At 72.2% G+C, this 21,727-nt stretch carries 22 protein-coding genes and 1 tRNA gene; 9 read left to right on the forward strand and 14 right to left on the reverse strand.

What is annotated here, in order from left to right; genetic code table 11:
• Positions 1-3 precede the first annotated feature (3 nt).
• Positions 4-1,626, reverse strand: a complete 1,623-nt coding sequence (locus tag OOJ91_RS20075; RefSeq protein WP_266247074.1) for a carboxylesterase/lipase family protein — start codon at positions 1,624-1,626, stop codon at positions 4-6.
• Positions 1,627-1,796: 170 nt separating this feature from the next.
• Between OOJ91_RS20075 and OOJ91_RS20080 the strand changes: the two genes are divergently transcribed.
• Positions 1,797-2,732, forward strand: coding sequence for a TetR/AcrR family transcriptional regulator C-terminal domain-containing protein (locus tag OOJ91_RS20080; RefSeq protein WP_266247076.1), 936 nt, complete (start codon positions 1,797-1,799; stop codon positions 2,730-2,732).
• Between the two features lie 125 nt (positions 2,733-2,857).
• Positions 2,858-3,994: an ice-binding family protein gene (locus OOJ91_RS20085; protein WP_266247079.1), complete on the forward strand. Its 1,137-nt coding sequence runs from the start codon at positions 2,858-2,860 to the stop codon at positions 3,992-3,994.
• Between the two features lie 64 nt (positions 3,995-4,058).
• On the opposite strand, the gene OOJ91_RS20090 is transcribed toward OOJ91_RS20085, so the two are convergent.
• The gene (locus OOJ91_RS20090; protein WP_266247081.1) at positions 4,059-4,691 is read right to left on the reverse strand and encodes a TetR/AcrR family transcriptional regulator; all 633 of its coding nucleotides are present in this window, start codon (positions 4,689-4,691) and stop codon (positions 4,059-4,061) included.
• Positions 4,692-4,822: 131 nt separating this feature from the next.
• Here OOJ91_RS20090 and OOJ91_RS20095 point away from each other — a divergent pair, with 131 nt between their 5' ends.
• Complete coding sequence (locus tag OOJ91_RS20095; protein ID WP_266247082.1) at positions 4,823-5,572, forward strand: SDR family oxidoreductase; 750 nt, start codon at positions 4,823-4,825, stop codon at positions 5,570-5,572.
• Positions 5,573-5,628: 56 nt separating this feature from the next.
• Here the strand turns inward: OOJ91_RS20095 and OOJ91_RS20100 are convergent.
• A tRNA-Ser gene (locus tag OOJ91_RS20100) sits at positions 5,629-5,715 on the reverse strand.
• A 75-nt stretch (positions 5,716-5,790) separates the two neighbouring features.
• Here OOJ91_RS20100 and deoD point away from each other — a divergent pair.
• Positions 5,791-6,498: a purine-nucleoside phosphorylase gene (deoD, locus tag OOJ91_RS20105; RefSeq protein WP_030328147.1), complete on the forward strand. Its 708-nt coding sequence runs from the start codon at positions 5,791-5,793 to the stop codon at positions 6,496-6,498.
• A 158-nt stretch (positions 6,499-6,656) separates the two neighbouring features.
• On the opposite strand, the gene OOJ91_RS20110 is transcribed toward deoD, so the two are convergent.
• From OOJ91_RS20110 to OOJ91_RS20125, 4 genes are read right to left on the reverse strand one after another with little or no spacing between them, the layout of a single operon-like run.
• Entirely contained in the window at positions 6,657-7,856 is a 1,200-nt protein-coding gene (locus OOJ91_RS20110) for an ABC transporter permease (protein ID WP_266247087.1), read from the reverse strand.
• The gene (locus OOJ91_RS20115) at positions 7,856-8,551 is read right to left on the reverse strand and encodes an ABC transporter ATP-binding protein (protein WP_266247089.1); all 696 of its coding nucleotides are present in this window, start codon (positions 8,549-8,551) and stop codon (positions 7,856-7,858) included. The genes OOJ91_RS20110 and OOJ91_RS20115 overlap by 1 nt, the downstream gene beginning before the upstream one ends.
• Positions 8,548-9,636 carry a peptidoglycan-binding protein gene (locus OOJ91_RS20120; protein ID WP_266247092.1) on the reverse strand — a complete coding sequence of 363 codons (1,089 nt, stop codon included), beginning with the start codon at positions 9,634-9,636 and terminating at the stop codon, positions 8,548-8,550. Before OOJ91_RS20120 ends, OOJ91_RS20115 begins: the two co-directional genes overlap by 4 nt.
• Entirely contained in the window at positions 9,633-10,142 is a 510-nt protein-coding gene (locus OOJ91_RS20125; RefSeq protein WP_266247094.1) for a hypothetical protein, read from the reverse strand. Before OOJ91_RS20125 ends, OOJ91_RS20120 begins: the two co-directional genes overlap by 4 nt.
• A gap of 140 nt (positions 10,143-10,282) precedes the next feature.
• Here OOJ91_RS20125 and OOJ91_RS20130 point away from each other — a divergent pair, with 140 nt between their 5' ends.
• Both OOJ91_RS20130 and OOJ91_RS20135 read left to right on the forward strand, forming a co-directional pair.
• Positions 10,283-10,939: a response regulator transcription factor gene (locus tag OOJ91_RS20130; RefSeq protein WP_266247096.1), complete on the forward strand. Its 657-nt coding sequence runs from the start codon at positions 10,283-10,285 to the stop codon at positions 10,937-10,939.
• Positions 10,936-12,090, forward strand: a complete 1,155-nt coding sequence (locus OOJ91_RS20135; RefSeq protein WP_266247098.1) for a sensor histidine kinase — start codon at positions 10,936-10,938, stop codon at positions 12,088-12,090. The genes OOJ91_RS20130 and OOJ91_RS20135 overlap by 4 nt, the downstream gene beginning before the upstream one ends.
• A 69-nt stretch (positions 12,091-12,159) precedes the next feature.
• On the opposite strand, the gene OOJ91_RS20140 is transcribed toward OOJ91_RS20135, so the two are convergent.
• The 4 genes from OOJ91_RS20140 to OOJ91_RS20155 form a co-directional block, all read right to left on the reverse strand.
• Positions 12,160-12,603: a nucleoside deaminase gene (locus OOJ91_RS20140; RefSeq protein ID WP_266249774.1), complete on the reverse strand. Its 444-nt coding sequence runs from the start codon at positions 12,601-12,603 to the stop codon at positions 12,160-12,162.
• 196 nt (positions 12,604-12,799) lie between these two features.
• Entirely contained in the window at positions 12,800-13,327 is a 528-nt protein-coding gene (locus OOJ91_RS20145) for a tRNA adenosine deaminase-associated protein (protein ID WP_266247101.1), read from the reverse strand.
• Positions 13,328-13,444: 117 nt separating this feature from the next.
• Positions 13,445-13,612: a hypothetical protein gene (locus OOJ91_RS20150; protein ID WP_266247104.1), complete on the reverse strand. Its 168-nt coding sequence runs from the start codon at positions 13,610-13,612 to the stop codon at positions 13,445-13,447.
• A gap of 112 nt (positions 13,613-13,724) precedes the next feature.
• A complete protein-coding gene (locus tag OOJ91_RS20155; RefSeq protein ID WP_439117085.1) occupies positions 13,725-14,114 on the reverse strand; it encodes a hypothetical protein in 390 nt (129 codons plus the stop codon).
• Positions 14,115-14,175: 61 nt separating this feature from the next.
• Between OOJ91_RS20155 and OOJ91_RS20160 the strand changes: the two genes are divergently transcribed.
• Complete coding sequence (locus OOJ91_RS20160; RefSeq protein WP_266247105.1) at positions 14,176-14,940, forward strand: M23 family metallopeptidase; 765 nt, start codon at positions 14,176-14,178, stop codon at positions 14,938-14,940.
• 29 nt (positions 14,941-14,969) lie between these two features.
• Positions 14,970-16,040 carry a PHP domain-containing protein gene (locus OOJ91_RS20165; RefSeq protein ID WP_266247106.1) on the forward strand — a complete coding sequence of 357 codons (1,071 nt, stop codon included), beginning with the start codon at positions 14,970-14,972 and terminating at the stop codon, positions 16,038-16,040.
• A gap of 153 nt (positions 16,041-16,193) precedes the next feature.
• Here the strand turns inward: OOJ91_RS20165 and OOJ91_RS20170 are convergent, their stop codons facing one another.
• On the reverse strand, positions 16,194-17,252 hold the full coding sequence (locus OOJ91_RS20170; protein WP_266247107.1) for a DMT family transporter: 1,059 nt from the start codon (positions 17,250-17,252) through the stop codon (positions 16,194-16,196).
• A 107-nt stretch (positions 17,253-17,359) separates the two neighbouring features.
• On the opposite strand from OOJ91_RS20170, the gene OOJ91_RS20175 reads away from it, so the two are divergent.
• Entirely contained in the window at positions 17,360-19,030 is a 1,671-nt protein-coding gene (locus OOJ91_RS20175; RefSeq protein ID WP_266247109.1) for a DUF885 domain-containing protein, read from the forward strand.
• Positions 19,031-19,112: 82 nt separating this feature from the next.
• On the opposite strand, the gene OOJ91_RS20180 is transcribed toward OOJ91_RS20175, so the two are convergent.
• Both OOJ91_RS20180 and OOJ91_RS20185 read right to left on the reverse strand, forming a co-directional pair.
• A complete protein-coding gene (locus tag OOJ91_RS20180) occupies positions 19,113-20,891 on the reverse strand; it encodes a DUF6114 domain-containing protein (RefSeq protein WP_266247110.1) in 1,779 nt (592 codons plus the stop codon).
• A gap of 74 nt (positions 20,892-20,965) precedes the next feature.
• On the reverse strand, positions 20,966-21,589 hold the full coding sequence (locus OOJ91_RS20185; RefSeq protein ID WP_266247111.1) for a DUF6230 family protein: 624 nt from the start codon (positions 21,587-21,589) through the stop codon (positions 20,966-20,968).
• Positions 21,590-21,727 lie beyond the last annotated feature (138 nt).

Below are 21,727 nucleotides of genomic sequence, written 5' to 3' on the forward strand. Positions count from 1 at the left end.
GCGTCAGCCGCGCAGCGACCGCCAGAAGTCGTACGAGTGCGCCGCCGCGAAGTCAGTCCTGCCCGACCCGCCGCCACCGGCCAGGACCCGCACGTACGGTGCGTCGGCGCGCAGTCGGGGCCACCCGGGCCGACCCGTGCGGGCGAAGTCGCTCCAGGCGCGCACCATCTCGGCGGAGAGCCGTCGCTGGGTGGGCGTGAGCGCCTCGGCGTAGTCGACGTCGAACAGGTAGGGCAGTTCCGCGCAGTGGTACGCGCCGGTCGGGAAGGTCGGCGCCGGCCCCTCGGTGAAGAATGGCGCGTCCTCGTCGGCGAACTCGTACACGTACGTCGGCACGTTCCGGGCGAACGCCAGCGCGGCGGTGTAGATGGGCTCCGCGTACCCCTGATCGGTCCACACGGCCCCCAACGCCTCGCTGGCGGAGCGCGTCTCGTCGCTCGGATAGCGGGCCAGCACCTCCTGGGCGTGATCGGCGAACATGGCGCGGACCTGCTCGCGGTACGTGTCGTCGGTGAGCCGGCACGACTCGGGCTCCTGGCCCGGAGCGGGCGGCTGGACGCAGTTCATCCCGCTGCGTTCCATCCCCCACACCTGGAGCGCGGACTCGTCGCGGTTCGTCCCGGTCAGCACCGGCACCCGGTGCAACCGGCCGCGGGCCAGCGCGTCCGCGGGATCCACCGGCAGGGTACGGCCGTCGACGGCGGGGCCCAGGTCGACGCCCGCGCCGGGGTAGCCGACGGCGTCGACGAGCGTGGCGGCGTCCCGCCCCCGGAGGCAGGCGGCGAGCGTGCCGGGATCGGTGCAGCCCACCCGCCCGGCGAACTCCTGCGCGGCCTGGACCGCCTCGGCCCGGGACTGGACGGGGTTGGCGCACGAGTTGCTCTGCATGATCGCGCGGTGGAACAGGCCGGCGGAACCGGGCGCGGCCAGGTGGGCGCAGACACTTGTCGCGCCGGCCGACTGGCCGGCCACTGTGACGCTGCCCGGGTCCCCGCCGAAGGCCGCCGCGTTGCGCCGAACCCAGCGCAGCGCCGCCTGCTGGTCCTGCAACCCGTAGTTGCCGGTGGACCCGTCCGGACCGGCCAGCGCCGGATGCGCCAGGAAGCCGAGCGCACCGAGTCGGTAGTTGACCGTGACGACGATGACGTCGCCGTCGGCGGCCAGCCGCTCCCCGCCGTAGACGTCGCCCTGGCCGAACCGGAAGTCGCCGCCGTGCAGCCACACCAGCACCGGTCGGGGCGCCCGGACGGGGGTGCGCGGCGTGGTGACATTGAGGTAGAGGCAGTCCTCGGACGCCGACGCGTCGTCCATCGGCAGCCCCTTCAGTTGGGCGCAGGCGGCACCGGGCCGGGACGCGTCGCGTACACCCGTCCACCGCGGGCCGGGTAGCGGCGGGGCCCAGCGCAGCGCGCCCAGCGGCGGGCGCGCGTACGGGATGCCCTCGAACGTCCGGTGGTCCGCAGCGACGGTCCCGCGGAGGGCGCCCTGGTCGGTTCGCACCACGGCCGCGGCCGGACGGTCGGCCGCCACGGCCGGGCCGACGGCCGTCGCCGCCGCGAGGAGCGCGGCCGCGCCGATCGCGACAACCCATCGGCGGTACGGGATGCATGTCATGACAGTCCCCATTCGTGAAATCATGTACGGCGTACACGCCGTGTGGGGAGCATGTCGGCTCGGGCACCGGGTGGCCAGATAGCTCTAGTGCACCCGTGGACAGCCGCCAGGACGGGTCGGCGGGACGACTCCCAGTGCTCTAGTGCGCTAGGGTCGGGTTCCGGCCGACGGGAAGGGCGACGGTGACGGGGATCGACGAGTCCACACCCCCGTACCTGCGCATCGTCGCGGAGCTGCGGCGGCGCGTCGCGTCGGGTGAGCTGGGCCCCGGCGACCGGGTGCCGTCCACCCGCCAGATCGTCCGGGAGTGGGGGGTCGCCATGGCGACGGCGAGTCGCGCCCTCACCGTGCTCCGGCAGGAGAACCTGGTCCAGGCGGTGCCCGGCGTGGGCATGGTGGTCGCCGGCTCGCCGCCGACGCCGCCCGCTCGGGGGGGCCGGGCCGAGGTGCGGCGTGGCCCCGCCCACGGGGTGACCCGCGACGAGGTGGTGCGGACGGCCGTCGGGATCGCCGACTCCGAGGGGTTGGCGGGGCTGAGCATGCGGCGCATCGCGACCGAGTTGGACGTGCCGACCATGTCGCTGTACCGGCAGGTCCGCGGCAAGGAGCATCTGCTGCTGCTGATGGCGGACGCCGCGTTCGCCGCCCACCGACTGCCCGGCACGTTCCCACCCGGATGGCGGGCCCACCTGGAGCTGCTCTGCCGGCTGCAGTGGTCGATCTACTGTCGACATCCCTGGCTGCCCCAGGTCGTCTCGCTGACCCGCCCGCTGATGGCACCGCACGCGGTCGCGCACACCGAATGCGCCCTGCGGGCCCTCGCCGGCTGCGGCCTGGATCCGCACACCCAGCTGCACCTGGTGACCGCCCTCGCCAACCACGTACGGGGCACGGCGGTGAACCTGCAACAGGGGGCCGAGGCGGAACAGGACACCGGCCTGACCGACGACGAGTGGATGGAGGCCCAGGCCGACGCCCTGGGCCGGCTGCTCGCGGCCGGCGAGTTTCCGCACCTGGCCCGGCTCTCCCGGTCGGCGATCGACCTCAACGTCGACAGCCTCTTCGAGTTCGGGCTGCAACGGTTGCTCGACGGAGTGGACCGACTGATCGGCTCATGACCGATTACAACCTATTTGTGCCTCGGTGTGCCAGTATGGGGCGCTGAAGAGCTACCGCCCTGTCGAGCTTCGAGGAGACCATGGCGACCTTTCCGCGCACGGGCATCCGCCGCACGATCACCAGGATGTCCCGGACAGCAAGCGCCCTGACCCTGGTCGGTGCGACCACCGTCCTGGTCATCGTGGCCGGGCCTCCCAGCGCGAGCGCCGCCGAGTCGCCGGTGCCGCTGGGTACGGCCGCGGACTTCGCGGTCCTCGCCGGAACGACTGTCACCAACACCGGGCTCAGCGTCGTCACCGGCGACCTGGGCGTGAGCCCGGGCACCGCCGTGACCGGATTCCCTCCGGGCCAACTGAACGGGGCGATCCACTCCAACGACGGCCCCGCCGTGCAGGCCAAGAGCGACCTCGCCGTCGCCTACAACAACGCCGCCTCCCGCACGACCACTGACGTCGTCGCGACCGAACTCGGCGGCACCACCAAGACCACAGGCGTGTACGAATCAGCCGGGGGCACGTTCACCCTCGCTGGGGACCTGACCCTCGACGCCGAGGGCGACCCGAACGCGGTCTTCATCTTCAAGACCACCACCACACTCATCACCGGTGCGTCGAGCACCGTGAACCTGATCAACGGCGCCCAGTCGTGCAACGTCTTCTGGCAGGTGGGCAGCTCCGTCACGCTCGGCGCCAACTCCCTGTTCCGCGGCAACCTGCTCACCTTCACCTCGATCACCGTGGGCGCGGCACTGGAGGTGGACGGTCGGGCGATGGCGATCAACGGCGCGGTCACCATGGACACCGACACGGTCACCAGGTCGACCTGCGCCGAGCCGGGCGAGTTGTCGATCAGCGCGCCGGAGACGGCCACCCTGAGCAGCGCCGGCCTCGGCGGAGTCGCCTCGGGCAGCCTGGGATCGGTCACGGTGACCGATGAGCGCCTGCTGTCGGCGCCGACCTGGACCGCGACTGTGGTCGCGACGAACTTCGTCACCAGCGGCCTTCCGGTTCACTCGATCGCCAGCACGAACGTCTCCTGCTGGTCGGGGCCGGCCACCGCGACGAGCGGTATCGGCACGTTCACCTCGGGCCAACCCACCGCGGGAGACGCAGAGATCATCAACGTCGAACGCACCGCGTTCACCCTTACCGACGGCATCGGCAACAACTCGGCGACCTGGAATCCGGTCGTCTCGGTCCAGATCCCCCTGACGGCCGTCGCGGGCACCTACACCGGAACTGTCACCTTCTCGGTCGCCTGAAAGACCATGGCAACGACGCCGCTCGGCTTGGACGGTGAACGCGCCGGGCCCGGGCGGCCGTTGCTCAGACGGACTCGGCGACCTGCTCGGGGGACCGCGCCCCGGAAACGGCCGCGAACCCGGCCAGCGCGATCTCCGCCGTCTGACGCAGAGCCTCCCGGGCGACCCCGGCGGCGGCGTGTATCGCCTGCCCCTCGGTGACACTCATGACGAAGCGGGCGAGCGCGGCTGGGTCGGCGTCGGCGGGTAGGTCGCCTTCGGCCACCGCCCGGCTGAACCGGTCGGCGAGGGCGTGCTCCCCGGCCAGACGGCTGGTGGCGAGGAATCCGGCCACCGCCGCGTTGTCGCTGGAGCAGGCGGTGCCACCCTGGATCGACAGGCAGCCTGCCGGGCGGTCGGGTCGGGTCACGGCGAGCACGTTCTCCCGCAGCAGGGTGGCGACGACCTCGTACGCGGTGGGTTGGGCGAAAGCGCGCCGCGCGTACTCCATGTCCTGTTCGGCATAGCGGGCCACGGCCTTGCGGAACAGCTCCTCCTTGCTCCCGAAGGCGGCGTAGAGGCTCGGTTTGTTGATGCCCATGGCGGCGGTGAGGTCGCTCATCGAGGCGCCCTCGTACCCCTGACGCCAGAACACCTCAAGCGCGCGCTCCAACGCCTCGCCGGCGTCGAAGCCGCGTGGTCGCCCTCGTTGTGGCACGGCCCACCACCTCCCGCAACTGATCCTACCCGCTACCGAAACCGATCGGTACAGAAATTTGCGGAGCGGGTCAGGGGTTGCTACGGTCGGATCAATACCGCTCGGTACACAATTTGTGAAGGAGATCGATCGTGGGACAGCTCGACGGCAAGACCGCCCTCGTCACAGGCGGCACCACGGGCATCGGCCTGGCCGCCGCCCGCCGCTTCGCCGCCGAAGGCGCGTACGTCTTCGTCACCGGCCGCCGCAAGGGCCCGCTGGACGAGGCCGTGGCAAGCATCGGGGCCAACGCCACAGGCATCGCCGGCGACGTCGGCAAGCTCGACGACCTGGACCGGGTGATGCGGGCGATCGAGGCCCGCGGCGCGGGGCTGGACGTGCTGTTCGCCAACGCCGGCGGCGGCGAGTTCAGCCCGCTCGAATCGATCACGGTCGAGCACGTCGCCGGCACCTTCGACACAAACGTCTACGGCACCATCTTCACAGTGCAGAAGGCCCTGCCCCTGCTCAACGAGGGTGCCTCGGTCGTGCTCACCGGCTCGACCTCGGCGGTCAGCGGCATTCCGGCGTTCAGCGTCTACGCCGCCTCCAAGGCCGCCATCCGCTCGTTCGGCCGCACCTGGGCCGCCGAGCTGATGGGCCGGAAGATCCGGGTCAACACCCTGGTGCCCGGCTCGACCGAGACCCCCGGGCTCGCGGGCCTGGCGTCCAGCCCCGAGGAGGCCCCCGGCCTGCTGAAGGGCATCGCCTCCACCGTGCCCATGGGCAGGATGGCCCACCCGGACGAGATCGCCAACGCGGCGCTCTTCCTCGCCTCCGACCAGAGCAGCTTCATGACCGGCGGCGAGCTGTTCGTCGACGGCGGCGAGCAGCAGCTCTGACGCGGAAACGCCCGGTCGATCCTCACGGATCGACCGGGCGTTTCTGCATTTCAGAGCGGTGGCGGAGGGATTTGAACCCTCGGAGGGCGTTAACCCTCACACGCTTTCGAGGCGTGCTCCTTAGGCCGCTCGGACACGCCACCGCCGACGAGGGTACAGGACCGCCGGTTCGGACGCCGAACCGGTATCGCTCCCGCCGGCCTGGCAGGATCTTTGCCATGAGTACGCACATCGGCGCGAAGCCGGGCGAGATCGCCGAGCGGGTCCTGATGCCGGGTGACCCCCTGCGGGCCAAGTGGATCGCGGAGACCTACCTCGAGGGCGCCACCTGCTACTCGACGGTTCGGGGCATGCTGGGCTTCACCGGCCGCTGGAACGGCGTCGAGGTCTCGGTCCAGGGCTCCGGCATGGGCATGCCGTCCGCCTCCATCTACGCCCACGAGTTGATCAACGAGTACGGCGTGAAGACGCTTATCCGGGTCGGTTCCTGTGGGGCCCTCAGCACCGACCTGCAACTGCGCGACGTGGTCGCGGCGATCGGGTCGTCCACCGACTCGAACATGAATCGGATGCGCTTCGACGGGCTGATCGACTACGCCCCGGTGGCCGACTTCGGGCTGCTGCGTACGTCGGTCGAGGTGGCCGAGCGGCGCGGCATCAGCATGCACGTCGGGCCGATCCTGGCGGCGGACGCCTTCTACACCGACCGGCCGGACCTCTACGACACGCTCGCCGACTACGGCGTGCTGGCGGTGGAGATGGAGTCGGCGGCCCTCTACACGATCGCCGCCCGGTTCAAGGCCCGCGCGCTTACCGTGCTGACGGTGAGCGACCACATCAAGACCGGCGAGAAGACCACGTCGGAGGAGCGCGAGCAGACCTTCAGCCAGATGGTCGAGATCGCGCTCGACACGATCATCGCCTGACCCGTTTGGCGGGTGTCACTGCCGAGAGCGGTATGACTCAGAGGTATAAATATGCCTCAGAGTCATACCGCTCTTCCGCATCTGCCGGCCCCCGGCCGCCACGCCGGCCCGATCCCCGCCACGCCGGCCCGCCACACCGGCACGGACCGGCACCTCGGTCAGACGGCGGCCAGCGCCTCCGTCGGCGCGAGGCGGGCGGCGCGGACCGCCGGGTAGAGACCGGCGAAGCCACCGATCACCAGGGTCGCGCCGACTCCGCCGAGCATCGCCCACGCCGGCACCACGATCGGCCAGCCCTGCGACAGCGCGTACCCCGAGGTGACCACGATGCCCAGCAGCACTCCGCCGATCCCGCCGAACGCGGACAGCAGCAGCGATTCCGCGAGGAACTGTGTGCGTACCTGACCGCGGGTCGCCCCGAGTGCGCGGCGCAGGCCGATCTCGGCCCGTCGCTCCAATACCGAGATCACCATGGTGTTCGCCACGCCCACCCCACCCACCAGCAGGGCGACCGCCCCGAGACCGAGCAGTAGCCCGGTGAACGCGTCGTCGGTCGCCTCGGCCGCGGCCAGCGCGTCGGAGGGGCGGGACACCTCCACCTCGTTCGGCGCCTCGGGGTTGGCGGTCGCGCCGAGCACGGACCGCACCGCCTCGACCTGCGACTCCTGCGCCCGGGTGTAGACGGTGGTCGGGTGCCCGTCGAACCCCAGGTAGTCGCTCGCAGCGGACCACCCGACAAGCGCCGAGGCGTCCAGCTCCGGGGCGAGCGGCACGGCCCCGAGGACGCCGACCACCGTGAACCACCGTCCGCCCAACCACACCCGCACCTGCGAACCGGCCGTGGTGATGCCGAGTCGCTGCGCGGCGGTGGCGCCGAGGACGACCGCCGGATAGCGGGCGGTGGCCTCGTTGAGCCAGGTGCCGTCGGCCACCTCGGCTCCGACCGCGTCCAGCAGGTCCAACCGGGCCGCCCGGGTGGCGATGCCTCCGGTCTCCGCCGCCGGAATCCGGTCCGTGCGGTACACCTTGGCGTCGGGGACCCGCCCGGTGGCTGTCACCTGCGTCACCGGACCGATCCGGCCGATCATGGCGATCGAATCCCCGGGCAGCTGCGCGTCCGCGCCGAACAGAGTGTCGCCCGGCTCGACGGTGAGCAGGTTGGTGCCGAGGGCGTCGAGCGCGCGGTCCAGTTCCGCCCGGGACGACGAGGAGATGCCGACGACCGCGATCATCGCGGCGATGCCGATCGCGATGCCCAACGCGGAGAGGAACGCCCGCAGCGGACGGGTCCGCAGCCCCACCCCACCGACGCGCAGGACGTCCGCCGGCCGCAGCCGGGCCGGGGTCAGCGTCGCCATCAGCCGACCCCGCCCGACGCGAAGGCCGAGTCGTGCCGCACCGCGCCGTCGCGCATCCGCACCTGCCGGGGCAGACTTCCCGCGATCTCCCGGTCGTGCGTGATCACCACGACGGTCGTGCCGGCCCGGTGCAGATCGCGCAGCAGCTCCAACACCCCGGCGCCGGACTGCGAGTCGAGGTTGCCGGTCGGCTCGTCGGCGAGCAGCACCGCCGGCTCACCGACCACCGCCCGGGCCACCGCCACCCGCTGCCGTTCGCCGCCGGACAGCTCGTGCGGCCGGTGCCCGAGCCGGTGGCCCAGGCCAACCCGGACCAACGCGGCCTCCGCGCGTTCCCGACGCCGCCGCAGGGGTACGCCGGAGTAGAGCAACCCGTCGGCGACGTTGTCCACGACCGGAACGCCGGGGGCAAGGTGGAACTGCTGGAAGACGAAGCCGATCCGGGTGGCCCGCAACGCGGACAGCTCCCGGTCGGTCAGCTTCGCCGCGTCGTACCCGTCGAGGAGCACGCTTCCCGACGACGGCCGGTCCAGGGTGCCGATCAGGTGCAGCATCGTCGATTTGCCCGAACCGGACGGGCCGACGATGGCCACCAGCTCGCCATGACCGATCCGCAACGAGACGTCGTCCAACGCCACCACACCACCGGCGTACCGCTTGCTGACCCGGTCGAGGACGATCACGTCACCTGTCATGTCGGCATCGCCACCGTCATGCCCTCGGCGATCTCCGACCCGCTGACCTCGACCCGGCCGTCGGCGAACAGCCCTGTCGTCACGGCAACGATCCGGCTGCCGTCGCCGTCGACGACCTCGACGCCGTAGCCGCCCTCGGCGAGCGCCAGCAGCGCCGCCACCGGGACGGTGAGCACGTCGCGGCGCTCCGAGGCGGTGAATGTCACTGTGGCGCTGGCCTGGTCGAAGCCGGCGAGGGCCTTCGGGTCGGTGACCGCGACTGTAACCTCGATCTTCGTCTCCGCCTCGCCTGACGACTGCCCGTTCGCGCCGGACGCGCCGGCCTGGACGACCGTCTCGGCCGTGCTGATCGTGCCGGCGACAGCCCGTCCGTCCGGCAGCTTCACAGTGACCTTCGCCTTCCGCTTGGCGAGCCGCTGGTCGTCCATGTCGAGGTCGACGGTGACCACCCGGTTGGTGCCGGTGTAGGTCAACACCGCCTGACCGGGCTGCGCGGCCGCACCGACGTCGGCCTGGTGGCTCTCCACCCGGACCTCCCCGTCGGCGTACACGACGCGACCCTGCTCGATCCGGCCGGTCTCGGGCAGACCGAGGTCCTCCTGCCAGTCACGGACCGCGTCGGCGGTGTCGCCTGTGTACTCGTCGTCGACGGTGAACCCGGTGTAGCCCAGCGCCCTGAGGTTCCGCTCGAACTGGGTGACGTCCGGACCATCGATGCCGGGCGCGAGCGTCCGGTACGCGGGTAGCCCGCCGTAGAGGAGCACGACCTTCTCGTTGTCGACGAGGTAGAGCGCCTTGCCCCGCCGCACTGTCGACCCGGTCGCGGGGAGCCCGGTGATCGTGCCGCTGAGCTTCGCCGTGGCGGTGCGCGTCGTTCCGTACCCCAACTCGCCGTCGGCGGTCTGCGTGTCGGCGAGGGTCTGCCGGGTGATCGGGGCGGTCGCCGCCGGGCCGCCGGCGCGGGTGGCGTCCCCGGCGGCGCCGTCGAAGCCCAGTGCGGCGACGACGCCCACGGCGGCGACAAGCAGGACGATCCCCACGGCGACAGCAGCGCGCAGCCCTGGGCGTCGGGTGGCGTCGGTCACTTGCCGCCCCCGAGCTGGGGCGCGTGCTGCCGGCACTTCTCCAGCGCGGCCTTCAGGGCCGGGTCGCCGATGTTGATCGCGTTGTCCCCGGTCCCGATCCGAAGCCGCCCGTCGGCGTCCGGGTCCGGGAAGTCAGGTACGCCGTTCGCGCGCATGCACGTGGCGAGGGCGCGCATCTGCTCGGCCTGCTCGGGGTTGAGCTGCGGTCCCTGCCCTCCGTTGGGCAGCTTGTCCTGGCACTTCTCCATGGCCGCCTGGACCTTCTGCTGGTCCACGTCCGCGCCGAACCGGAAGTTGGGGCGGCCACCCGGCTCCGGGTCGGGCATGTCCACCCCGTTCTCCCGCATGCACCGGGCGAAGGCGAGCTGCCGGTCCGAGTCGCTGACCGGGGCGCCGCTCGCCGTGGCCTCGGCCTTCGTCCCGCCGGCGGTCGCGACCCCGCTGTCGTCGCCTCCCGCGCCGCACGCGGCCAGCGCCAGGGCGAGCAGGACGGGGATCGCAAGCATCTGTCGTCGCATGGTGTCCACTTCCGCTCAGGTCCGGCGCGGTTCGCCGAACGTGGCACCAGTGGACGCCGGCGGCCGTATCCCCGGCGTTACCGTCGGCGGTTATGCCGCCGTTACCGCACCCCGAGCACCATGGAGGGGTGAGAGTGCTGGTGGTCGAGGACGAGACCATGTTGGCGGACGCCATCGCGGAGTGGCTTCGTCGGGAGTCGTTCGCTGTCGACGTGGCGTACGACGGGGACGCCGCGTTGGAACGGCTCGGTGTCAACGAGTACGCGGTTGTCGTCCTGGACCGGGACCTGCCGGTGGTGCACGGCGACGACGTGTGCCGGGCGATCGTGGACGCGGGCGGGGAGACGCGGGTGCTGATGCTGACCGCCGCGGCGGCCGTCCGGGAGCGGGTCGCGGGGCTGGCGCTCGGCGCGGACGACTACCTCACCAAGCCGTTCGCCCTGGTCGAGCTGTCGGCCCGGGTGCACGCGCTGACCCGCCGGGCCCGCCCGGCCGCGCCTCCGACGCTGCGCCGCGCCGGCATCCAGCTCGATGCGGCCCGACACGAGGTACGCCGCGACGACAGGCACGTGGCGCTCTCCCGCAAGGAGTTCGCGGTGCTGGCCGAGCTGCTACGCGCCGACGGCGCTGTGGTTTCCGCCGAGGACCTGCTGGAACGCGCCTGGGACGAGCACATCGACCCGTTCACAAACGTGGTCCGGGTGACGATGATGAAGCTGCGCCGCAAGCTCGGCGACCCGCCGGTGATCGAGACGGTGCCGGGAGCGGGGTACCGGATCCGATGAAACGCCTGACCATCCGCGCCCGGCTCACCCTCATCTACGGAGGGCTCTTCCTGCTTGCCGGCATGGTCCTGCTCGCCGTCACGTACGTGCTTGTGGATCAGCGGATGCCGCAGCCGTTCGGGGTGAACCTGCGGGACCTGCCGAAGGTCACCGCCACGACGCCCAGCGGGCAGAACGTCGACAACCTGCGCGCCCTCCTTCAGGACGCGCAGGACGAGGCGAAACGCAGCGCGTTGGAGTCGCTGCTCACGCAGGGTGGCATCGCGTTGGTCGTGGTGTCGGCGGTGGCGATCGCCTTCGGCTGGCTGCTCGCCGGCCGGGCGTTACAGCCCTTGCAGCAGGTCACCGACACGGCGCGACGGATCGCCGGCGCGGACACCGCCGGTCGGGGCCTGCACGAGCGGATCGCGCTCCGCGGCCCCCGCGACGAGGTACGCGAACTCGCCGACACGTTCGACGAGATGCTGGGACGGCTCGACCGCTCGTTCGACGGGCAACGCCGATTCGTGGCGAACGCCTCGCACGAGCTGCGTACCCCGTTGGCGCTCAACCGCGCCCTGGTGGAGCTGGCCATCACCCGTCCGGACGCGTCGGTGGAGACCCGGCAGTTGGGCGAATCGCTGCTGGCGGTCAACGAGCGGCACGAGCGGCTGATCGACGGCCTGCTGACCCTGGCGGACTCGGAGAACGAGCTGACCGAGCGTACGCCTGTGGACCTGGCCGAGGTCTGCGCGCACGTGACGGACCAGGCCGCGGAGCAGGCACCCGACCTCCCGGTGCACCGCTCGCTCGCGCCGGCGCAGGTCTTCGGCGACCCGGTGCTGCTGGAACGGCTCGCATTCAACCTGGTGGAGAACGCGCTGCGGCACAACCTGCCCACCGAGGGCTGGGTCGAGGTGCGCACCGGGCTCGTCGACGGCCAGCCAACCCTCACTGTGCGCAACACCGGCCCGATGATCGCCGGCTACGACGTGGAGACGATGTTCCAGCCATTCCGCCGGCTGTCCCGGGAGCGGGTCGCGGGCGCCAGGGGTTTCGGTCTGGGGCTGTCGATCGTCCGCGCGGTGGCCCGGGCCCACGGCGGCACCGTCGATGCGCGACCCCGCCCGGCCGGTGGCCTGGACATCACGGTGACCCTTCCCGCAGTGTGATCGCCGGGGCGCCCGGCCCGCAGCCGGACCGCGAGGCGATGGCAGGCGCGGCAGTGTGCCCACTCGGGTTCAGCGGAAGAAGGCGCGCAGGACGGCCCCGGTCTCGGCCTCCAGCACGCCGCCGTAGACCTCCGGACGGTGGTTGAGCCGGCGGTCGCGCAGCACGTCCCAGAGGGAACCGGCCGCGCCGGTCTTCGGCTCCCAGGCGCCGAAGACGACTGTGGAGACCCGGGCCAGCACCAGCGCGCCCGCGCACATGGTGCACGGCTCCAGGGTGACCACAAGGGTGCAGCCGTCCAGCCGCCACCGGCCGGTGCGCTCCGCCCCGCGGCGCAGGGCCAGCACCTCGGCGTGGGCGGTGGGGTCGCCGGTCAGCTCCCGCTCGTTGCGCCCGGTCGCCAGTTCGACGCCGTCCGGGCCGTAGAGCACCGCGCCCACCGGAATGTCATCGATCGTGTCGGCGCCCTCGGAGGCGGCCGGGCCGGTGACGGCGACCTCCAGGGCTCGGCGCATCCACAGCTCGTGCCGCTGCCGCCGACCGAGGTCGCCCGGGTCGGCCAGCCCCTCGTGCGCGCCCGGGCCGGCTCGACCCACCGCGCCGGGCGTCGGCTGCCCCGGCCGGATCGTCTCCAACAGCGGATCGGTGGCGTCGGCCGGCTCCGCGCCGCCCGCGGGCACGATCCCGCCGTACGCTGCCGACCCGGTGGGGTCAGACCTCACGCAGCTCCTCGACCTCGTCGACGCACCCGAGGACCTCGCAGATCTCGGCGGTGACGTCGGCCGGCAGCATCCCCTCGGTCCCGCAGAGCGTCAGCAGCTTCTGCGCGGAGATGCCCAGGTTGGCCAGCAGATCGGCGTCGCCCACCGGATCGGCCTCCGGATCGACGGCGGGCTGCTCGCTCTCCTCGTCGCCGCCGGCGGCCGGGCGGGGCTCGTCGTCGCCGTCGAGCCCGGTCACTGACGTCTTCAGGTCACCGACCAGCAGTTGGCCCAGCCGGGACTCCTCGGCGTACGCCGAGTCCGAGCCGAACACCCGCAGATCCTCGCCCTCGTCGAGACGCAGGATCACCAGGTACGCGTCGTCGGCCTCGACGAAGAGCAGCGACACGTCGGCTTCCTGGTCGACGTCGCGCAGCCGGTCGGCGACCTCATCGATGTCGGTGGCGCCCCGCAGGCTGACCTCGGCGGCGGTCCAGCCACTGTCGTCACGCACCACGGCCGCAGCGAAGTACGACACGGTTCCCCCAAAAGCCCTCGGCACAGCGCCGACTCGTCAAGGGTGCACGTTAGCCGGTCGGGTCGGCGGGCGACCGGTCAACGCCCCGAGACGCCGGCCAAACCTGACAAAGTCGGATCAGCCGGCTACCCGACGGCGGGTGGCGATGAGTTGGCGCAGACGCTCGGTGCGCTCTCGCTGCGGCCGGCTGCGTTGGCGTACCGCCCGAGCGCCCGCCAACTCGGCGAGCAACTGGAGGCGGCGGCGGTTGCGATCCGGGTCCTGCCGCGGGGTGGTCCAGGCCATAGTCCCGAGGGTGCCGAGTCTCGACGGCCACGTCAAGACGGCGTTCGCTACGCAGCCAACCGGGCACGCGGCGCAGTCGCCTGCGCCCTGATCCGGGCCGGGCCGAACACGCTCACCACAGCGGCCAGTTACCGCTTGTCGCCCAGCGGACCGCAAGCACGGCGGCGGCGATGCTCCAACCACCGGCGGTGACGATGGCCACCCCGGTGGCCACGCCGCGATCGCCGTGGCGGACCAGCACCAGAGCCGTCAGCCAGGCCAGCAGGCCGGCCACCGCAGTCCACCACGCGTAGCTGGCCACGTCGGTGCCGAGCAGCCCGAACAGCAGCAGCCAGGCAGCCGCCGCGCCACCGCCGACGGCGACACCGCCGCCGGTCACCGGGTGCGGCTCGCGGTAGGTGGGTCTGGTCGGCGGCCCGGCCGGGAAGAGCCCCGACGGGGTACGCGACGCCGGTCGGGCGGGCCCGGGATCCGGGACGGGGTCGGGTCGGGCGATGGTCACGGTTGCCCTCCCCTCACGCGCGTCGCTCGTGCCCACGGTACCGGTCTGTCAGGATGACCGAATGCCCTCGCCGACGATCGGTCGCCGCGTGCGTCCGGCGTACCCGATCCTGTTGCTGCTCGCCCCGGTGCTGGCCGCCGGCTGCGCGACCACCCGGCCGGGGGTGCCACCGGACGGGGCCGCGCCGACGCCGTCGGCGGTCTGGGCGACCGGTGCGCAGCCGGCGGCGCCGGCGGCCACGCCGACGACGTCCCGCCCGGCCAGCCCGACGCCGTCGTCGGCCGAGCCGTCGCCGACCGCACCCCGCGCCGGGCTCCGGCACGTCTTTCCGGTACGCGCCGACAACGTGGACTACCACACGACGCACGGGGCGTACCCGGCGACGGACGTGTTCGCCGACTGCGGTGAGCCGTTCGTGGCGGTGACCGACGGCAAGGTGCTTGAGGTGAGTCGTGTCGACAGGTACTCCAAGAGTGGACCGCAGGGCCCGGACAACGGCGGCCTGTCCGTCTCGCTGCTCGGCGACGACGGTGTGCGCTACTACGGCTCGCACCTGAGCGTGGTCGGCGCCGGCATCGAGGCCGGGGTCCGGGTTGGCGCCGGGCAGCAGCTCGGCAAGGTGGGCCGCACCGGTAACGCCAACAACGTCTGCCACGTGCACTTCGGCATCTCGCCCCCGTGCAGCGGCAAGGACGGGTGGTGGATCCGGCGCGGCGTGCTGTGGCCGGCGCGGTATCTGGACTCGTGGCGGCGCGGCGGCAACCGGGAACCCGCCGCCGAGGTGACCACGTGGCAGCGCAAACACGGCTGCCCGAAGGCTCCCTGACGCGGCTCGTACGCACTAGGTTCGGTGGGATGAGCGCTCGGGACCCCATTGCCGACCTGCGCCGGATCGCGTTCCTGCTGGAGCGGGCGAACGAGGCCACGTACCGGGTGCGGGCGTTCCGTTCGGCGGCGAAGGCGCTGGCCGGCCTCCCGGCCGCGGAGGTGGCCGAGCGAGCCGGCAACGGCACGCTCACCGAACTGGCGGGTGTGGGGGACGTGACGGCCCGCTGCGTGGCGGAGTCCCTGGCCGGCGAGGAGCCGGTCTATCTGCGCCGGCTGGTGGCGACCGAGGGCAGCGATCTGGATGCCGAGGCCACGGCGCTGCGCGCCGCCCTGCGGGGCGACTGCCACACCCACTCGGACTGGTCCGACGGTGGCTCCCCCATCGAGGAGATGGCGCTGGCCGCGGTGGAGTTGGGCCACGAGTACGTGGTGCTTACCGACCACTCGCCCCGGTTGACTGTGGCGCGCGGGCTGACCGCCGAGCGGCTGCGCCGGCAGCTCGACCACGTGGCGCAGGTCAACGCGGCGCTGCCGGAGGGTTTCCGGATCCTGACGGGGATCGAGGTGGACATCCTCGCCGACGGCTCACTCGATCAGGACGACGACCTGCTGGCCCGGCTGGACGTGGTGGTCGGTTCGGTGCACAGCGGCCTGAAGGACGAGCGGTCGAAGATGACCCGGCGCATGCTGAGGGCGGTCGCCAATCCGCACCTGGACATCCTCGGTCACGTCACCGGGCGGATGGTGTCGTCCCGCCCGGCGGGGGTGACCGGCCCGGGCGATCGGGGGCACCGCGCGCGTACCCGTGCGGAGAGCGACTTCGACGCGGAAGCGGTCTTCGCCGCCTGCGCGGAGCACGACACCGCCGTTGAGATCAACTCTCGGCCGGAGCGGCAGGACCCGCCGAAGCGGCTGATCCGCCGCGCCCTGGAGGCGGGCTGCCGCTTCGCGATCAACACGGACGCGCACGCGCCCGGTCAGCTCGACTGGCAGCGGTTCGGCTGCGAGCGGGCCGCGCTCTGCGGCGTCCCGGCCGACCGGGTGGTCAACACCTGGTCGGCCGAGAAGCTCGTGAAGTGGACACACGACCGGGCCTGACCGGCTCGGGCGTTGATCGACTCGCGGTCGATGAAGGTTAGGGCGTTGATCGACTCGCGGTCGCTGAAAGCTCGGGCGTTGATCGACTCGGGGTCCGTGAAACCGGGGTGTCCTGGGCCGTAGGACACCCCGGTTTCGAGAAAGCCGAGTCGATCACCCGCGGGCAGGCGCGACGGCGGGCTCGACGGCGGGCTCGACGGCGGGCTCGACGGCGGGCTCGGCGGCGGGCTCGACGGCGGGCTCGGCGGGCCCGGCGGGCTCGGCGGGCGCGGCGGCGCCGACCACCGGGCGTGGCTGCCGACGGCCGAACAGGCCCTGCGCGACCGCGACGCCCAGCAGCACGATGAGCGCGCCGGCCGGTTGGTGCCAGTTGAGCCGCTCGTCGAGCACCACGGCGCCGATCAGCACCGCGAAGATCGGGATCAGGTACGTGACTGTGGAGGCGGTGCTCGCGCCGGCCACCCGGATGTTGCGCATGTTGATGACGAAGGCGAGCCCGGTGCCGAGCGCCCCGAGGGTCAGCACACTTGCCACCACCTTCGGCGACAACTCGGTGGGCAGCGGCGGCGCACCCGCGACGAACGGGGTGACGACGGCAAGCTGCACGGCGGCGAGCAGCAACTGCGCCGTGGACAGCGACAGCCCGGAGTGCGCGCTGCCCGCGACGAACCGCTTCTGGTACGGGATGGCGACGCCGTAGCAGGCGGCCGCCCCGAAGCACATCAACTGCCCGACGAAGTGCGCCCCGCCGATGCCCTCCCAGACCCCGAGCACCACGAGCACACCGAGGAAGCCCAGCCCGAGCCCGATCGCGCGGCGGACGGTCAACCGCTCGGTGCGGAACACGAGCACCGCCAGCGGCAGCACGATCAACGGCGTCGTCGCGTTCCAGATGCCGGCCAACATCGACTCGACCCGCTGCTCTCCGTAACCGAAGAGGGTGAACGGCACCGCCACGCCGAACGCGGCGACGACGAAGAGGTGCGCCCAGACGTGGGGCTCGCGGGGCAGCCGGTCGCGCAGCACCGCGAGGACGATCAGCAGGGTCAACGCGCCGGAGACGACGCGGTAGAGGGTCAGCTGGACGGGGTGCAGCTCGGCCACGCCGACCTTGATGAACAGGAAGCTGGATCCCCAGATGGCGGCGAGGGCGAAGAAGCCCGGCAGCCAGGCGCGCAGCGGCGCCTTGTCAGGAGCAACATCGGTGGTCACCCCTGACACTCTGCCGCAGGGGTACGACAAAGTCCCGCGACTTTCTGCTGCTTGGACACGACAAACAGCGTCGACACCGGGGTGGGGCGGTCACGTAGTGTCGCACCGTGGGACGAATTGATGAACTCGCCAACCGCTACGTGGCCGAGTGGGCGCCGTTGAGCCCCACCGGCGCGACCTACGTCGGCATCGCCGGCCATGACGACAAGCTCGACGACCTCTCACCCGAGGGTTACCGGGCCAAGGCCGACCTCACCCGCCGCACCCTCACCGAGCTTGAGGTGACCGAGCCGGACACCGAGGCGGAACGCACCGCGAAGGAGGCCATGCAGGAACGGCTCGGCCTCGACCTGGCCCGCTACGAGGCCGGCGAGACGACGAGCGAAATCAGCGTGATCGAGAGCGGGCTGCACGAGGTCCGCATGGTGTTCGACCTGATGCCGACGGCGACGGCCGACGACCAGGCCAACGTCGCCGCCCGGCTCAACGGCCTGGCCGGCGCCCTGGAGGGTTACAAGACCACGCTGCGCGAGGCGCTCGCCGCCGGGCGGGTCAGCTCGAAGGTGCAGCTCGTCGAGGTGGCCAAGCAGTGCGACACCTGGACCGACCCGACCGGGGACAACTTCTTCCACGGCCTTGTCGAACGGCTGGGCGCGGACGGCACGCTCGGCGCCGAGCTGCGCCGGGGCGCGGCGGCGGCCACCGCGGCGACCGCCGAGTTCGGCCAGTTCCTGCGCGCCGAGCTGGCCCCGCACGGGCGGGACAAGCAGGCCGCCGGCCGGGAACGCTACGAACTCGCCTCGCAGTACTTCCTCGGCGCGAAGGTCGACCTGGACGAGACGTACGCCTGGGGTTTCGCGGAGCTGGCCCGCCTGGAGGCGGAGATGCGGGTCGTGGCAGGGCGTATCGCCGGCTCGGGCGCGACGGTCGACGAGGCGGTGGCCACGCTCGACGCCGACCCGGCGCGGACCATCCAGGGCAAGGAGGCGTTCCGCGACTGGATGCAGGCGCTCGCCGACAAGGCGATCGCCGAGCTGCACGGCACCCACTTCGACATCCCGGAGCAGGTCCGCCGGATCGAGTGCTGCCTCGCCCCGACAAGCGACGGCGCCATCTACTACACCGGACCGAGCGAGGACTTCTCCCGCCCGGGGCGCATGTGGTGGGCGGTGCCGCAGGGCATCACCGACTTCTCCACCTGGCGGGAGGTGACGACTGTCTACCACGAGGGCGTCCCGGGTCACCACCTTCAGGTGGCGCAGACCGCCGTCCGGGCCGACCTGCTCAACCGCTGGCAGCGGCTGCTGTGCTGGGTCTCCGGGCACGGCGAGGGCTGGGCGCTCTACTCGGAGCGCCTGATGGACGAGCTGGGCTATCTGGAGGACCCGGGCGACAAGCTCGGCATGCTCGACGGCCAGGCGATGCGCGCCGCCCGGGTGATCGTCGACATCGGCATGCACCTGGAGTTGGAGATCCCGAAGGACAACCCGTTCGGCTTCCACCCGGGCGAGCGGTGGACGCCCGAGCTGGGCTGGGAGTTCATGCGGGCGCACTGCCGGGTGCCGGACGAGAACCTGCGCTTCGAGCTGAACCGCTACCTGGGCTGGCCGGGGCAGGCGCCGTCGTACAAGGTGGGTGAGCGGATCTGGTTGCAGGCCCGCGAGGACGCCAAGGCCCGCAAGGGCGCCGACTTCGACCTGCGGGAGTTCCACCGGCAGGCGTTGGACCTGGGCGCGCTGGGCCTCGACCCGCTGCGCAAGGCGCTGGCCCGGCTCTAAGCCCTCGACGACTCCGGGTGCCGGCGGGCCGACCGCCGGCACCCGGAGCGGCAGCACCCGGGTCCGATCGACCACCCGCGTCTCAGGCGAGGGTGAGAGCCAGCGCCGGCCTCGCCGTCAGGGTGTTGCTGGTGACGTACGCCAGGTCGATGACCGGGTCGGTGAACGTGATCGCGACGGGCAAGGTGACCGGAAAACCGTTCGGCAGCGGCAGGTCCGGCGTCAGGGTGATCTTGATGCCGAGCAGCCGGCCGACGAACCGGGTGGCATAGAAGGCCACGTCACCACTGACGGTCAGCCGGTCGGTCGCGTACCGCTGGTTGCGCCCCTGCGGGCCGTCGGCGCGCAGCAGGAAGTCGTCGGTCACCGCCTCCCGCATGCTGAACTTCAGCACCTTGAGCGTGCCGTTCTCGGTCTGCAGGTCGGTGATCCCCTCGAACCGCAGACCTGTCATCCGCACCGACGTCCCGGTGAGCTTGGACGGCGTCTGCGCCACCCTGGGCAGGTTCGGGTCGGCGGCGATGCGGGGCAGCGGCTTGCCCGGCTCCACGGTGCCGGGTTTCGCCGCCCCCGGCGTCGTCGTGTCCGGCGTCGTCGCGCCCGGGCGGCCCGGCCGGCCGGGCGCCGGGCAGGCCGTCGCCCCGGGACGGGTCGCCGGCGTGGCGGTCGGCTTCGCCGAGGGCGGGGCGGTCGGGCTGGTCGAAGGTGTCGCGGCGTCGCGGCGGTGACCACCGGTGAGCAGGTCACCGATCCCGTCCAGGATGTCGGTGACGACGTTGCCGTCGCGGTGCGGGCTCGCGCCCGGGGCCGGGGTCGCGGTCGACGCGCTCGGGGTGGACGACGGAGTCGTCGGCCGGGACGGGGTGGGGCAGACGGTGGCGGGGAGGCTCGGGGCGGCCTGCACCGGCCGGGGCTGGGCGGCCAGGCCGGCAGTGGCGAGTCCGAGCACCAGCAGGGCGAATACGAAGGTACGCGGATCAACGGCACGGCCGGACGTGTCCGCGTCGGGGTCGCCCACAGAGCCGGTCCGGCCGTCGGTCGCTTCGGAAGCGGCGATGCCTGCCGACGCGGGGTCGGCGCCGGGCTCGGGTCGGTGCTCGCCCGGGTGCTGCGTCGACTCACCCGTGCCCGCCGGCTCGCCGACGGCCGAGTCGCCGACGGCCGAGTCGCTGGTGGACCGCTCGGCGGCAGTCGGGTCGGTCGAAGCCGAGTCGGTCGACGCCAGACCGGTCGACGCCAGACCGGTCGACGCCAGACCGGTCGACGCCAGACCGGTCGACGCCAGACCGGTCGACGCCAGACCGGTCGACGCCAGACCGGTCGACGCCGAGTCGGTCGACGCCAGACCGGTCGACGCCGAGTCGGTCGACGCCGGGTCGATCGAAGCCGAGTCGGTCGACGCCGGGTCGATCGAAGCCGAGTCGGTCGACGCCGGGTCGATCGAAGCCGGGTCGGGGGTGGCGGACGCTGGCCGGGTCGGCGTCCAGGCGAAGGCGAGCGCGCTGCCGACGATGCCGAGCAGCAGGCCGACGAAGAAGCCGCCGAGGTTAAGCCCGATCAGCGCGTAGACCGCGGTGACCGCAGCGACGATCGAGTAGAACAGCCGCTGCGCCGGAGTGAACCAGAGCAGCAGGCCGCAGGTCACCAGGATGACCGGGATCAGCAGGGACAGCAGCCCCGTGGCTCCGCTGTGGAAGCTCAGGCCGTTGATGGTCATCCGGGTGGACGCGAACATCTCCACCCCGGCCAGGGCGGTGAGGAGCCCGCCCCAGAACGGCCGGCTCCGACGCCAGCGGCGGAACCTCCGCCACGCCTGGGCCACACCGCTCGGCCGGACATGGGACGGGTTGGCGGTTGTCACGTACTCCTCCTGGCGGAGCGGGGACGGGGGTGGGGCGGGCCCGCGGCGGTCGGTCACCGCGGGCCGCGCTCAGCTCAGAAGCACTCCTTGCCCTTGGCGTCGTCGCCCACGTTCACCTTGAGTCGCAGGCCAACCAGGTTGAAGGTCGCCGCGGTCGTGTACCGGGACACCTGCTGCAGGTTGGTGATGGTGACGTGGTCGGCGTTCTGGCCGAACGAGCCCTTCTGCGCCGTCGGGTTCAGGTCGGTGGCGTCCCGACCGATTTTGATCTTCGTGAACGTCGCGTTGCCGTCGAGTGAGTCCATCGCGATCAGCAGGTCCTCGGCGTGGGCGGGCTGCTTGCCCTCGCCGGCGTTGATGGTGAGCACCACCGGCAGGCCGGGAAGGTCGGCGCGGACGGACTGGCAGAGGTTGTAGAGGTCGGCGCTGCGGATCTCGGAGAGCGCGATCGGGTGGACCGCGCCGCTCTTGCCGTCCTTGCCCTTCTCCTTGACGATGCCGCCGTACTGCTTGAAGCCGTCGCCCTCCAGACGGTCGGCGCCGATCTTGAACGTCTGCCCGGAGACGGTGATGTCGGACGCGATCGCGCCTGTCGACATGCCGAAGAGGATGGCGCCGGCAGCCGCCGTGGCGGGCACCATCATGGCGGCGAAGCGCCGCCAGCGGGTACGACCCTGACTGTCTAACCGATCCTGCACGGGTTCCTCCTCGGATGGATGAGCGCGGTGGCCGAACACTGCGGCCCACGCCGGGCCCGTCATCTATTACCGGCGGGTAACGATCGAGCCTGATCGTGCACCCGTTGCGGCGCGGCTCACAACCCCCTGATTACCGGG

Origin of the sequence: Micromonospora lupini (assembly GCF_026342015.1) — a bacterium.
Lineage (GTDB): Bacteria > Actinomycetota > Actinomycetes > Mycobacteriales > Micromonosporaceae > Micromonospora > Micromonospora lupini_B.

Bases quoted from the DNA above. Each gene is read 5' to 3' on its own strand.
- OOJ91_RS20150 (WP_266247104.1), bottom strand. From the start codon at position 13,612: ATGGCCTGGACCACCCCGCGGCAGGACCCGGATCGCAACCGCCGCCGC.
- OOJ91_RS20125 (WP_266247094.1), bottom strand. From the start codon at position 10,142: ATGCTTGCGATCCCCGTCCTGCTCGCCCTGGCGCTGGCCGCGTGCGGC.
- OOJ91_RS20075 (WP_266247074.1), bottom strand. From the start codon at position 1,626: ATGGGGACTGTCATGACATGCATCCCGTACCGCCGATGGGTTGTCGCG.
- OOJ91_RS20110 (WP_266247087.1), bottom strand. From the start codon at position 7,856: ATGGCGACGCTGACCCCGGCCCGGCTGCGGCCGGCGGACGTCCTGCGC.
- OOJ91_RS20140 (WP_266249774.1), bottom strand. From the start codon at position 12,603: ATGCGCCGAGCCCTGGAGGTCGCCGTCACCGGCCCGGCCGCCTCCGAG.
- OOJ91_RS20165 (WP_266247106.1), top strand. From the start codon at position 14,970: ATGAGCGCTCGGGACCCCATTGCCGACCTGCGCCGGATCGCGTTCCTG.
- deoD (WP_030328147.1), top strand. From the start codon at position 5,791: ATGAGTACGCACATCGGCGCGAAGCCGGGCGAGATCGCCGAGCGGGTC.
- OOJ91_RS20135 (WP_266247098.1), top strand. From the start codon at position 10,936: ATGAAACGCCTGACCATCCGCGCCCGGCTCACCCTCATCTACGGAGGG.
- OOJ91_RS20160 (WP_266247105.1), top strand. From the start codon at position 14,176: ATGCCCTCGCCGACGATCGGTCGCCGCGTGCGTCCGGCGTACCCGATC.
- OOJ91_RS20085 (WP_266247079.1), top strand. From the start codon at position 2,858: ATGTCCCGGACAGCAAGCGCCCTGACCCTGGTCGGTGCGACCACCGTC.
- OOJ91_RS20115 (WP_266247089.1), bottom strand. From the start codon at position 8,551: ATGACAGGTGACGTGATCGTCCTCGACCGGGTCAGCAAGCGGTACGCC.